A 13,520-nucleotide genomic window follows, 5' to 3' on the forward strand; every position below is an offset into this window, starting at 1 on the left:
GGCAATGACAGAAGCCACATGACCCCCTCCCGCATTCATCGCCTGACGCTGACGCATTTTCGCAATTATCGGGCGGCGGGGCTCGAGACGGCGGCTGACCTGGTGGCGCTGGTCGGGCCGAACGGGGCGGGCAAGACCAATTGCATCGAGGCGATCTCGTTCCTGTCGCCGGGACGCGGCCTGCGGCGTGCCCCGCTGGAAGACGTCGCCGACAACCAGGGCGACGGCTCCTGGGCGGTGTCGGCGCAGGTCGAGGGCGCGCTGGGGCTGGCCACGCTCGGCACCGGCATCGATGCACCGCGGCCCGACAGCGCGGTGAGCCGGCGCTGCCGCATCGACCGCGAGCCGGTGGGTTCGGCGGCAGCCTTCGGCGACCACATCCGCATGGTGTGGCTGACGCCGGCGATGGACGGGCTGTTCATGGGCGCGGCGTCCGAGCGGCGGCGCTTCTTCGACCGCCTGGTGCTCGCCATCGACAGCGAGCATTCCAGCCGTATCAACGCGCTGGAGCGCTCCCTGCGATCGCGCAACCGCCTGCTGGAGACCCGCAATTACGACGACCATTGGTGTGACGCGATCGAGCGCGAGACCGCGGAGCTTGCGGTCGCGGTCGCGGCCACGCGCGGCCAGACTGCTGCGCGTCTCACCGGCATGCTCAACGCGCGCGCGCAGGCCTCCGCCTTCCCCTCGGCGCAGATCGCGCTCGACGGCTGGATGGAGAATGCGCTGCTTCACGAGACCGCGACCTCGGTCGAGGACCGCTATCGCCAGATCCTGCGCGACAACCGCCCGCGCGATGCCATCGCCGGCCGCACCACCGACGGCCCGCATCTCACCGACCTGCAGGTGATCTACGCGCCGAAGAGCATGCCGGCGCGCGACGCCTCGACCGGCGAGCAGAAGGCGCTGCTGATCGGCCTCGTGCTGGCGCATGCGAGCCTGGTCGCCGAGATGACCGGCATCGTGCCGCTGCTGCTGCTCGACGAGGTCGTGGCGCATCTCGACCCCAGCAGGCGTGCCGCGCTGTTCGGCGAGCTGAAGAAGCTTGGCGCGCAGGTGTGGCTGACCGGCGCGGACCCTGCGGCCTTCGCCGAGATCGGCGCCGGAGGCGAAGTGTTTGACGTCGAGAGCGGACGAGTCTCGGCCAGAGGCTAGGCCGCCGCGTTGAACCCGCCCGTTTCCGTCAGCGACTAGCTGCTTGAGGCCGCAACACGCGGCCATCGCGCGAATATCTCGGACAGGCGCGATATCCTTGGAGCATGGGCATGACGACGGTGAGGCATGGGGCGCAAGCTCCGGCACGATGGCAGCTGTTCGCGTGCGGTCTTGCGCTCATCGCAAGCTGCTTGCTCGCGGCAAGCGCCGGCGCCTTCGTGTCGAATCTGCCGCCGCTGTTCTCGGCCGCGCTCACGCCGGATCCCGATGCTAGGCTGCCCGCGCCGACCCGCTACCTCTATCGCGGCATCCACACCACCATGATGCCGGGCCTCGAGGCTCCGCTCCGGATCAAGCTCGAAGCGCGCGTGCCCGCAGCGCTCGGCGATGTTCTCGCCTTCTATCGTACCGAGCTTCAAAAGCTCGGCTGGCAGGAACAACAGCATGATTCTGCGATCGAGGCCGATCACGCGCGCCTCGCCTACGTCTCGCCGGTCGGACCTGCGGCGCTGGCGCTCGCCCGCAACCGCGACAGCACCTCGGTCCAGCTCGTGCAGAAGAATCTGGATGTCGCGACACGCGCGAACGTCCTGCCCGAGCCTGGTCAGTCGAAGCTGGTCTTCAGCAATATCAGCGCGAGCGAGGCCGTCCTCACCATCAACGAGCGAAGCATTGCGCGCCCCGCCGGTGCCGGCGCCATCGCGCTGGATCTGATGCCCGGCAAATATTCCTACGGATTGAGCATGCCCGGCCGTCGAGCCACCACGAACATGCTCACCGTCGCAGCCGGCGATACCTGGGAGCTCACGGTCGGGCCCGACGGAGAGGCGTGGCCACCGCTTCAGCTGTACTGAGCGCCGCTTCACATTCCGGCATCGGCGCCTGTTGAACCTCTCGGGTTCCCGCCGCGACTTCTGGTCTGAAGCCGCGCGCCGACGGCGCCGCAGCCTGCTGCGCAGGGCATGGCGGCCCGCGCGATATCCAGGAGTTTTGACCATGCCGATGATCCCGCTTGGGGCGCAAGTCCCGGCCAGATGGCTGCTGCTGACCTGCGGCATTCTCGCAATGGCGGGCATTGCGCGTCCTGCGGGCGCGGCCGACGAGGGCATCGTCGACGTCCATACGCTACCGCGGCTCGATGGCGCGATGGAGGACACCTCGCGCCCCGACACCCATCGCGTGGTCTATACGGTGCCGAGCGCCGTTAGCGCAGCGTCGGACGCCGCCAGGAAGCTGCTCAGCGCCGACGGCTGGGTGCCCTATGTCTATCCGCTGGATGAGAGGAGCGCCGCGCTGACCTTCAAGAAGGGACGGCAGGGGCTGCGCGTCTCCTTCACCCAGGCGCGCGGGCGCCCCGATCAATCCGCGGTGTCCTACACGCCGAACCGGATCTATGCGAACGTCCCCTTTCCGGACGGCGCGACGAACCTCGTGTTCGACGAGACCCGGCCCTATCTCGGCTGCATCGCGCCCGGCGCGCTCGATGCGACGTCGGAATTGTTCGCCAAGGAGATGGCGGCGATCGGCTGGCGCAAGCTCACGCCCGACACGGCGGCGCGCTGGCCGAATGCCGATCTCGGCGAGACGGTGCCGAACGGCCTGCGTGTCTTCTTCGATCATCCCGGCGGCGACACGACGCAGTTCTACAAGCAGAAGCCGGTCATGCTGACCTTGACGCGCCGCGACGACGGCCGCACCAACGTCGAGATCAGGGTGGCGCCGTTCGCGCTGCCTCAAGAGCTCAAGGCCGACGATGACATGGCCGGGTTGCCGCGGCCCAAGCCGACCAGATCGGCAAGGAGCCTCGGCAGCGCCAGCTCCAACACGCGCGAGATGTCGGCCGCCGCGATAGCCGAGCTGCCCGCCGTGCTCGCCTTCTATCAGCGCGAGCTCGCCGCGCGCGGCTGGCGAGAGGATGGCAACGCGCCGCTCGCCGCCGGCGACGACGTCGCGATCAGGATCTCCAACGCCGAGGAAAGCGGCGTGCTGCGGCTTGGCCGCAAGTATGATTTCACCATGGTCAGCCTGACCGCGCAGGTGAAGGAATCCGCGCTTGCCGCCCGCGCCAAGGCGAAGAAGGAGGCAGACGCAAGGTTCCTCGGCGATGCCTTGGGGGCGGCCCAGCAGCTCATTGCTGCCGATGAAGCCCGGCGAAAAGCCCAGGCCGCCTCCCTCCCGGACACACCGCTCAGAGCGCTTGCCGACGGCACGACGCCGGTGCCGCTGCCCGAAAACGCCGAAGGCGTGAAATTCGAAGGCGGCGACGGCCGGCTGGAATTCTCCTCGGCGTCGAGCGTGAAGGCGCTCACCGCGTTCTATCGCGCATCGCTCAAGCCCGTCGGCTGGAAGGAGCAGCCCTCCGTGATCAACCAGCCCAACATGGCGGTGATGGAATTCGCCAGGGGTGGCAAGTCGATCTCGATGACCGTGATGCAGATGGGCCCGAAGGTGAACGTGAGCGCCAGCGGATCGGGCCTGGTGATCGCCACGGCGAAGCCGGCGGCCATCCCGGAGGTGCAGGCCCCATCCTCCGAGCCGCTCAAGCTCGACACCGAATCCCAGCTGCCCGTGCCGACGCAGCGTTCGTCGAAATCGCTTGCCACCACCAAGATCCCCGGCGGCGAGGCCCCGCTCCGCCGCGAGCTGACGGCCAGCATCCCCGCTCCGCTCCAGGACGTCCTCGCCTTCTACCGCGCGGAGCTGTCCAAGCTCGGCTGGCAGGAAAAGACCGACGGCGCGGCGGTGTCCGCAGACCGCGCGCAGATCGATTTCACCTGGCCGCAAGGCCCGGCCGTGCTCAAGCTCGGCCGGACCAAGGGCGAGACCACGGTCAGTCTGGAGCAGAAGAACGCGGATGTCGCCGTGAAGGCCGACATCATGCCGAAGGCAGGGCAGGCCCGGGTGATGCTCGGCAACATGGGCCCGAAGGAAGCCTCGCTGACGATCAACAAGCAGGCGGTGAAGATCGCGGCCGGTGCCGGCGGCCCGCAAGCGCCGAAAGGCCCGATGCTCGATCTGCCACCAGGCAAGTACCAATACGCGGTGCGCACGCAGGGGCAGCCCACCCGCACCGACACGCTCACCGTGGCCGCCGGCGACATCTGGGGCCTCATGGTGGGCCCGAGCGGCGACGTGCTGCCGCTGCAGATGTATTGAGCGCCACAAAGGCGCCGCGTCCCTGTCCCGCTTGCGAGCGGGAGTGGGCGCGGGTCGTGCCAAGAACTTCGCCAAGAGAGATGCTCCGACCGGCACCTGGGACGACGTCACGCCCCCGCAAAATCCACGCCTTTCAGGGCCCCAAAACGACCCCTCGAATCGCTTTTTTGCAGGGCCCCAAATCGGCCTTCTGAAGGCTTGAAAACCGACCGAAAAACCCTATCTAGTCAAAGGGTTGCGGCAGCATACTTTGCGCTAGGCGCTAGCCCGCTTTCATGGCACAAATAGCCTCGCAAATCAGCGCCTTCTGCGCCGCTGATTCGGGCGACATTCGAAGGCCTCTCATGACAGAACCAGCTCGGCAGCCCGCTGCCGAAAACGAGCCCTCCAATCCGAGCGAATACGGTGCGGAATCGATCCGCGTGCTCAAGGGTCTCGATGCCGTCCGCAAGCGCCCGGGCATGTATATCGGCGACACCGACGACGGCTCGGGTCTGCACCACATGGTCTACGAGGTCGTCGACAACGCGATCGACGAAGCGCTGGCGGGCCACGCCACGCGCGTTGACGTGATCCTCAATGCCGACAATTCCGTCACCGTGCGCGACGACGGCCGCGGCATTCCGGTCGACATCCACAAGGGCGAAGGCATCTCGGCGGCCGAGGTCATCATGACCCAGCTCCATGCCGGCGGTAAGTTCGACCAGAACTCCTACAAGGTTTCCGGCGGCCTGCACGGCGTCGGCGTCTCCGTCGTCAACGCGCTGTCGAGCAAGCTGGAGCTTCGCATCTGGCGCGACGACAAGGAGCACTACATCGAGTTCGCCCATGGCGACGCCGTGGCGCCGCTCAAGGTCGTCGGCGACGCGCCGGGCAAGCGCGGCACCGAGGTGACGTTCCACGCCTCGACCGACACGTTCAAGAACGTCGAATATGATTTCGCGACGCTGGAGCATCGCCTGCGCGAGCTCGCCTTCCTCAATTCGGGCGTCAACATCGCCCTCTCCGACATGCGCCATGCGGTCGAGAAGCGCGAGGAGATGCACTATTCCGGCGGCGTCGAGGAATTCGTCAAATATCTCGACCGCAACAAGAGCCCGATCGTGCCGGCGCCGATCATGGTGCGCGCGGAAGCCAACGGCATCGGTGTCGAGGCGGCGCTGTGGTGGAACGACAGCTACCACGAGAACGTGCTGTGCTTCACCAACAACATCCCGCAGCGCGACGGCGGTACCCATCTCGCCGGTTTCCGCGGCGCGCTGACGCGCCAGGTCAACGGCTATGCCGAGGCCAACGCCAAGAAAGAGAAGATCGCGCTGACCGGCGACGATTGCCGCGAGGGCCTCACCGCCGTCTTGTCGGTGAAGGTGCCCGATCCGAAGTTCTCGTCGCAGACCAAGGACAAGCTGGTGTCCTCGGAGGTGCGTCCCGTGGTCGAGAACGTGCTCAACGAGGCGCTCCAGGCCTGGTTCGAGGAGCACCCCTCCGAGGCCAAGATGATCGTCGGCAAGGTGATCCAGGCCGCCGCCGCGCGCGAAGCCGCGCGAAAGGCGCGCGAGCTGACCCGCAAGGGTCCGCTCTCGGTCTCCTCGCTCCCCGGCAAGCTCGCCGACTGCCAGGAGAAGGATCCGGCCAAGTCGGAGCTCTTCATCGTCGAGGGCGATTCGGCAGGCGGCAGCGCCAAGCAGGGCCGCAACCGCGAGTTCCAGGCCGTCTTGCCGCTCCGCGGCAAGATCTTGAACGTCGAACGCGTTCGTCCCGACAAGATGCTGTCGAGCGAGCAGATCGGCACGCTGATCACCGCGCTCGGCACCGGCATCAGCGACGAGTTCTCGATCGAGAAGCTGCGCTATCACAAGATCATCGTGATGACGGACGCCGACGTCGACGGCGCCCACATCCGCACGCTGCTGCTGACCTTCTTCTACCGGCAGATGCGGGACATCATCGACGGCGGCTATCTCTATATCGCCCAGCCGCCGCTCTATAAGGTCTCACGCGGCAAGTCCGAGCAGTACCTGAAGGACGAGCGGGCGCTGGAAGACTATCTGATCGACGCCGGGCTCGACGATTGCGTCTTCATTCCCGGCAGCGGCGGCGACCGCACCGGCCGCGACCTGCGCTCGCTGGTCGACGACGCCCGCGTGGTCCGCAGCATCCTGCGCAATCTGCACAGCCGCTATAACCGCAAGGTGATCGAGCAGGCCGCCATCACCGGCGTGCTGAACAAGGCGATCTACGGCGACCCCGAGAAAGCCGCGGCCGCGGCACAATACATCGCAGGCCGGCTGGACAACCAGGCCGAGGAGGTCGAGCGCGGCTGGATCGGGCAATATGTGGAAGGCCAGGGCTTCCAGTTCGAGCGCACCGTGCGCGGCGTCAAGGAAGCCGCTGTCATCGACGACGCTTTCCTGGGGTCCGCCGAGGCCCGCAAGCTCGACGAGTACACGGTGAAGCTTCAGGATGTTTACGCCCGCCCCGGCAAGCTGCGGCGCAGGGATGTCGAGCACATGGTCTACGGCCCGGCCGACCTGTTCGAGGCGGTCACCGACGCCGGCCGCAAGGGCATCACGCTGCAGCGCTACAAAGGCCTCGGCGAGATGAACCCGGAGCAGCTCTGGGAGACGACGCTCAACACCGACGTGCGCTCGCTGCTGCAGGTGAAGGTCAAGGAGGTCGACGAGGCCGACGACATCTTCACCAAGCTGATGGGCGACGTGGTCGAGCCGCGCCGCGACTTCATCCAGGAACACTCGCTCAGCGCGACGATCGATATTTGAGGCCGGTTGGGCTTAGCCCGATCTGTCAGCCAAGCACTCGCTGCACCTCTCCCGCTTGCGGGAGAGGTCGACGCGCTCGCAGAGCGTGGCGGGTGAGGGCTTTATCCTCGAGGGGACTGTCCCGTTGTGGAGACACCCTCTCCCCCGCCCTCCCCCGCAAGCGGGGGAGGGAGCGCACCACCAGCATGGCGGCACTGCCCTGAACCTCACCACGCGCCATCGCGACGAAGTGGCATGAACCCGTTGGCCAATTCCGGCCGGGACGCCTCACGTCATGATCGCCTCTGCAACGCCCAGTTCCACTGCACCCTCACGCCGCCTCGGTATCATCGGCAGCATTGTCGGCGTGCTGGCGCTGATTGCCGCCGTGTTGCCGCATTGGGTGGTGCCGATCGTGTTTCCGCCGCCGCCGGCAGACAAGGTGATCGTCGACACCGGCCATCGCATCAAGGACCGCATCGTCGCGAAGGTGAAAGGAGTGGAATATCAGGCTCCGAAGGTCGAAAAGTCGGCTGGACGAAGCTGGAGTGAAACCGCCTCGGTCGCCGCAATCTCGCTCGGCCTGATCGCTATCCTGTTCTCGGTTCTCTCGCTGATCTTCCGGGAGGAGCGGCTGCTTGCCGCCGTCGCCGCCACACTCGGCACCGGCGCCATCGCGATCGAGATCTCGTTCTTCATGATGGGTGTGCTGATCCTGATCGCAATCCTGTATGTGATCGGGAATATCATCGGGCTGTTCTAGCGGCCGTTCGTCACAAGCTCCGACCTCATCCCGAGGAGCCCGCGCCACGGGCGTCTCGTGGGGATGGCCGCGGCGACATACGGGCCTTCACGGTTCGAGACGCGCGTTCCGCGCTCCTCACCATGAGGTCTTGCAGTTGCATCCGAACGACCCCGAACCGCGCCCCGGCACAATTGCTCCCGCGCTCAATTCTCTGTAGTTTCCGCCGAAACAGCCCGCCCACCAACAGGACAGCGAGAACCACGTGGCGCCCATCCAATACATCGTCGAGGGCGGTCACCGGCTCTCGGGGTCGATCGAGCCGTCCGGCAACAAGAATTCGGCGCTGCCGATCATCGCCGCGGCGCTGCTCACCGAGCACCCGGTGACGCTGGAGAACGTGCCGCGCATCCGCGACACGGAGACGCTGGTCGAACTGATCCGCTCGGTCGGTGCCACGGCGGAATGGACCGCCCGCAATACGCTCAATATCCACGCCAAGAGCATCCGCGCCGCCGATCTCGACCCCGAACTGTGCGTGCGGATCCGCGCCTCGATCCTGCTCGCCGGCCCCCTGCTCGCCCGCTGCGGCGAAGTGATGCTGCCGCCGCCGGGAGGCGATGTGATCGGCCGCCGCCGGCTCGACACCCACGTGCTGGCGCTGGAGCAACTGGGAGCAAGGGTCACGGCGACCGACCGGCTCGAGTTCCGCGCGCCCAAGCTTGCCGGTGCCGACGTGTTCCTGGACGAGCCGAGCGTCACCGCGACCGAGAACGCGCTGGTGGCCGCGGTCGCCGCAGACGGCGTCACGTACTTGCGCAATGCGGCCTCGGAGCCGCACGTGCAGGATCTCGCCAACTTCCTGGTCGCACTCGGCGCCAGGATCGAGGGCATCGGTACCAATACCATGATCGTGCACGGGCCGGCGACGCTGGGCGAAGCGACCTACCGGATCCAGCCCGACCATATCGAGGTCGGCTCGCTGATCGGGCTTGCCGCGGTGACGCGCTCTCCGTTGCGCATCACACGCGCCGGCGTCGAGCATCTGCGCTCGATCCGCATGGGCTTCGAGCGGCTCGGCATCGTCTGCCGCGTCGAGGGCGACGATCTCATCGTGCCGTCCAATCAGACATTGAAGATCCAGGACGATTTCGGCGGGCACGTGCCGAAGCTGGAGGACCAGCCCTGGCCGGCCTTCCCGGCCGACCTGATGTCGATCGCGATCGTCACCGCCACGCAATGCGAGGGCGTCATCCTGATGTTCGAGAAGATGTTCGAATCCAGGATGTTCTTCGTCGACAAGCTGATCGCGATGGGCGCGCGCATCGTGCTGTGCGACCCGCACCGCGCGATCATCGCCGGCCCCAGCCGCCTGCACGGCGCGACCATGACCTCGCCCGACATCCGCGCCGGCATGGCGATGCTGCTGGCGGCCGTGTGCGCCCAGGGCACCTCCACCATCAACAACGCCGACCAGATCGAGCGCGGCTACGAGCGCATCGAGGAACGGCTGAACGCGCTCGGCGCCAAGATCAAGCGCGTGCCGGACAGGAAGGGCTGAGGCCCTTTCTTCTCCCCGTGCGGGAGAAGGTGGCGCGAAGCGCACAGTATCGTCAGGTGGGCAAAGCGACTTGTCCGCCGTAGCTCGCAGAGCGAAGGCGGAAGCGTGCCCACGCGTCTGCTGCAATATTGGAGAGGTGGTGGGCACGGCGCAAATGCGCCTTTGCCCACCCTACGGCACCGAGCTGTTGGCTGAGGCCATGTTTTCGTCGCGCGGCCGTGCTATGAGCGGTCATGCTCGACACCGTGCAACATCAAGCGCAGCCGCAAGCCGGCGTGCCGCCGAACCATCTCGCTCAGGAATTCGTCGAGACGCTGCGCCTGGCCGTGCCGCTGATGCTGACGCAGCTCGGGCAGATCGCGATGATCACGACCGATCTCGCGCTGATCGGGCGGCTCGGCGAGGATGCGGTGGCGGCGGCGGCGCTGGCGCACACGGTCTATTTCGTCAGCTTCACCTTCGGGCTCGGCCTGATGTCGGCGGTGTCGCCGCTGGCGGCGCAGGCCTTCGGCGCCGGTGACGTCAGGCTGATCCGGCGCTCCTTGCGCGTCGGATTGTGGGTCGCATTCCTGATCTCGCTGCCGATGATGGCTTCGCCGCTCTACGGCGAGCAGATCCTGCTCGCGCTCGGTCAAGTGCCGCAATCGGCCGCGCTGGCGCAGCGCTATCTCAACGGCCTCGCCTGGGGCATCGCACCGGCGCTCGGATTCATCGCGCTGCGCAGCATGATGAGCGCGGTGAACCGGCCGCAGCCGCCGCTGTGGATCACGGTCGCGGCGATCCCGGTCAATGCCCTGCTGGTCTACGCCCTGATCCACGGCCTGTTCGGCCTGCCCGAGCTCGGCCTGTTCGGGGCGGGACTTGCGACCACGATCGTCAACCTCGGCACTTTCGCCGCCGTGCTCGCGATTGCCGCGTGGCGGAAGCCATTTGCGGACTATCATCCGCTCGCCCATCTGTGGCGGATCGACTGGCCGTTGATGCGCCAGCTGATTGCGATCGGCGCGCCGATCTCGTTCTCACTGCTGATGGAGTACGGCCTGTTTTCCTCGGCGGCGCTGCTGATGGGACTGATCTCGACCACCGCGATTGCCGCGCACCAGATCGCGCTCCAGGTCACGGCCGTGCTGTTCATGGTGCCGCTCGGCATCGGCATGGCGGCGACGGTGCGGGTCGGCCATGCCTTCGGCCGCAATGATCCGGCCGCGGTGAGGCGCGCAGGGCTCGCCGCGGGCGTGCTTGGAGCAGCTCTCGTCTCGGCCCTGACCGTCGCGATCATCCTCGGTCGCTACGAACTGGGCCGACTGTTTTTCGGCAGCAGCGGGGCGAGCGCAGCGACCGTCGAGCTGACAGCGACGCTGCTGGTGGTCGGCGCGACCTTCTTCATCGCCGACGGCCTCCAGACCATCGTGGGCGGCGCGCTGCGCGGCATCAACGACACCAGGATGACGCTGGTGTTCGCGGTGATCGGCTATTGGTGCGTCGCCTTTCCCGTCGGCTGGATTCTTGCCTTCCACACCGGCCTGGGCGCCGTTGGCGTCTGGGTCGGGTTCTCGGTGGGGACCTTCGTCTATGCCGGGCTGCTGATCTTGCGCTTCCGGATGCTGACGCGCAGATTGGCGGGATGATGGCAACAGTCCGCGAAGTGCCTCCCGAAGTCGATGCCAATGCGCTGCTGGCCGGCGCACAGTTCATCGACGCGTTCCGCGTGCAGATCGGGGCGACCGCGATCGATGCCCGCGAGGCCTGCACTCGGATGGTGCTGCACGGTCCGAGCTGGATCGACACGCTGCTGCGCCTGCGCAACATCCTGGTGACGCCGTTCGGGCTGAAGACATCGGGCGAAGGCGCCCCGGCGCCGCACGGCCTGATCGGGCTGTTTCCGGTGATCGACGAGACGCCCGAGCGCCTGGTCGCGGGCTTCGACGACTATCATCTCGACTTCCGCATCGTGGTCGACGTTTCAGGCGATGCCGCGGACCGCGAGGTAACCTCGACCACGCTGGTGCGGACCAACAACCTCCTCGGACGGACCTACCTCAGGCTCATCACGCCCTTCCACAAGCTGGTCGTCCGCGGCATGATGGGACGGATCGTGGAGCGGGCCGATGACCCTGTCAGTTGATCTTTTCTTCTCCTTCCGCAGTCCGTTCAGCTACCTGGCGCTGCCGAAGACGCTCAAGCTCGTGGAGGACTACGATCTCGCGGTGAACCTGCGGCCGGTCTACCCGCTCGCGGTGCGCGTGCCCGGCTTCTTCAAGAAGGCCAGCCCGAATTTCATTCGCTATGTCGTGCTCGACAGCACACGCGTGGCGCAGCACGAGGGCATTCCGTTCCGCTTTCCCCGGCCCGATCCGATCGTGCAGGACAAGACGACGTTCGATGTCGCGGCCGAGCAGCCCTACATCCACCGCCTGACCCGGCTCGGCGCCATGGCGCAGCTCGAGGGACGCGGGCTCGCATTCACCGATGCGATCGCGCGCGTGCTGTGGGACGGTTCGGTCGCCGGATGGAACGAGGGCGACCATCTCGCACGCGCGGCCGGGAAGGCCGGCTTCGATCTCGCCGCGATGGATGCCGCGATCACCGCGGATCCGGATCGCTACGAGCAGGTGATCGCGGCGAACGAGAGGGACCATGCCGCCTCCGGCCATTGGGGCGTGCCGACCTTCGTGTTCGAGAACGAGCCGTTCTTCGGCCAGGACCGCATCGATCTGCTGGTCTGGCGCATGGCGGCGAGAGGCCTGACGAAGCGTCAGGCCTGAACCGGTTTCTCCGATCCGGCGACTGAGACATGGCGCCCCGATACCGGCGGCGCGTTCGGAGGTCGCATGTATCTGGCAAAGTTCTTCCATCGCGCGCCCGGCGACGACGACCGCGAGTTGATGCTGATCCCGGGCAGCGAGCCCATGGTGATGGGCGTCCGCATGAACTGGGAGGGCGAGCCCGGCGAGGATCAATATTTGCGCGAGGAATTTGGCGAGATCTCCGACGCCGCCGCGGCATTCCGCCGGCATGTCGCCGAGCTCGTCGCGGGCGGCTATGTCGAGACGGATCATACCAAGCATTCGCTGCGCGACCTCGGCCCCGATCCGAAGGCCAAGCCGGACTGGCAGAAAGGGCTGGACGAGCTGATGATCCTGGCGCTCAGCGCGCCGATGACCGAGCAGGCAAAGCAGATCGAGGCGCTCAAGGGCTCGCCGGCCGAGCGAGAGCCGCTCTATCTCTGGCACGCTGCTCGCCGCGATTACGCCGAAGACCACCCGGCCCTGGCGGTGCGTTTTGCCGAACAGGCGCGCGACACGATACGCGCTCGTCGGGCTGCGGGACAGCCCCACTATGCGTGGTCGCTCTACGAGAACGATCTCGAAGGGCGTATCCTGGAATTGTTGAGCGACGCCTATCTCGCCGCCGACGATCCCGAGGCCTCGTTGAAGACGATCGAGCATCTCTGCAAGAACGCCCCGAACCACGACCGCTTCCTCAAGCGCGCCGAGCTGCTCTGCGGCTATTTCCCCGAGCGGCGGGAGGAAGCGTTCGATGACGCCTATCAATGGTCGCGCTTCGGCGGCTATGAGGACATCATGGCGTTTCCGGGCTATGAGGAATACGCGGCCCGGCGCAAGGCGGGAACGTCCGAAAAGGGCTGGCGCTGGAAGCCGGGCACGCGGGCGAGCGAAGCCGATGTGAGCGCGGCGGAGCAGGCGCTTGGTGCCCGCCTGCCCGACGACTATCGCAATTTCCTGCTGACGCGCGGCGAGACCGAGCTCTTGGTGCGACTGCCCGAAGCGTCCTCCGAGCTCCGCTTCTACGCACCGGGCGAGCTGGCAACGCAGCTTCGCAATGTCCTCGACTTCATCGCGCATTCCGACGACGAGCTGGAAGAGGCCTGCGCCTATTTCCGAAAGGAGTTTGGCGTCTCGCTGAAGCATCTGGTGCCGGTTGCCGAACCGTCACAGCTCAGCCGCTGCCTGCTGCTCCATGTCGAGCCCGGCGCGGGCTATGGTCAGTGTTTTCAGTGGGACCATGACGGCGCGTGGGAGCTGGATCAGAAGCAGCCCAGCTTCGACGTCGCGCTCAGGAGGCTGACGGATGGAATCGAGCAGCGCGATGCGGCCCAGCTCGCGTTCTTCGATCTCTGAAGACT

At 66.8% G+C, this 13,520-nt stretch carries 10 protein-coding genes; all 10 read left to right on the top strand.

The window, feature by feature from the left end; all coding sequences use genetic code 11:
* Positions 1-18 precede the first annotated feature (18 nt).
* On the top strand, positions 19-1,155 hold the full coding sequence (gene recF / locus DCM80_RS12480; protein ID WP_257197235.1) for a DNA replication/repair protein RecF: 1,137 nt from the start codon (positions 19-21) through the stop codon (positions 1,153-1,155).
* 110 nt (positions 1,156-1,265) lie between these two features.
* A complete protein-coding gene (locus DCM80_RS12485) occupies positions 1,266-2,009 on the top strand; it encodes a hypothetical protein (RefSeq protein WP_257197236.1) in 744 nt (247 codons plus the stop codon).
* Positions 2,010-2,151: 142 nt separating this feature from the next.
* Entirely contained in the window at positions 2,152-4,311 is a 2,160-nt protein-coding gene (locus DCM80_RS12490) for a hypothetical protein (protein WP_257197237.1), read from the top strand.
* A gap of 344 nt (positions 4,312-4,655) precedes the next feature.
* Positions 4,656-7,091, top strand: coding sequence for a DNA topoisomerase (ATP-hydrolyzing) subunit B (gene gyrB, locus DCM80_RS12495; RefSeq protein ID WP_257197238.1), 2,436 nt, complete (start codon positions 4,656-4,658; stop codon positions 7,089-7,091).
* A gap of 274 nt (positions 7,092-7,365) precedes the next feature.
* Positions 7,366-7,833, top strand: coding sequence for a hypothetical protein (locus DCM80_RS12500; RefSeq protein WP_257197239.1), 468 nt, complete (start codon positions 7,366-7,368; stop codon positions 7,831-7,833).
* Positions 7,834-8,077: 244 nt separating this feature from the next.
* A complete protein-coding gene (gene murA / locus DCM80_RS12505) occupies positions 8,078-9,373 on the top strand; it encodes a UDP-N-acetylglucosamine 1-carboxyvinyltransferase (protein ID WP_257197240.1) in 1,296 nt (431 codons plus the stop codon).
* A gap of 233 nt (positions 9,374-9,606) precedes the next feature.
* Entirely contained in the window at positions 9,607-11,001 is a 1,395-nt protein-coding gene (locus DCM80_RS12510; RefSeq protein WP_257178961.1) for an MATE family efflux transporter, read from the top strand.
* Positions 10,998-11,498 carry a DUF2867 domain-containing protein gene (locus DCM80_RS12515; RefSeq protein ID WP_257197241.1) on the top strand — a complete coding sequence of 167 codons (501 nt, stop codon included), beginning with the start codon at positions 10,998-11,000 and terminating at the stop codon, positions 11,496-11,498. The genes DCM80_RS12510 and DCM80_RS12515 overlap by 4 nt, the downstream gene beginning before the upstream one ends.
* A complete protein-coding gene (locus DCM80_RS12520; RefSeq protein ID WP_257197242.1) occupies positions 11,482-12,138 on the top strand; it encodes a 2-hydroxychromene-2-carboxylate isomerase in 657 nt (218 codons plus the stop codon). Before DCM80_RS12515 ends, DCM80_RS12520 begins: the two co-directional genes overlap by 17 nt.
* Positions 12,139-12,204: 66 nt before the next feature.
* Complete coding sequence (locus tag DCM80_RS12525) at positions 12,205-13,515, top strand: SMI1/KNR4 family protein (protein WP_257197243.1); 1,311 nt, start codon at positions 12,205-12,207, stop codon at positions 13,513-13,515.
* Positions 13,516-13,520: the final 5 nt, after the last annotated feature.

The organism is Bradyrhizobium sp. WBOS08 (assembly GCF_024585125.1).
In the GTDB taxonomy this organism is placed as follows: Bacteria; Pseudomonadota; Alphaproteobacteria; order Rhizobiales; family Xanthobacteraceae; genus Bradyrhizobium; species Bradyrhizobium japonicum_B.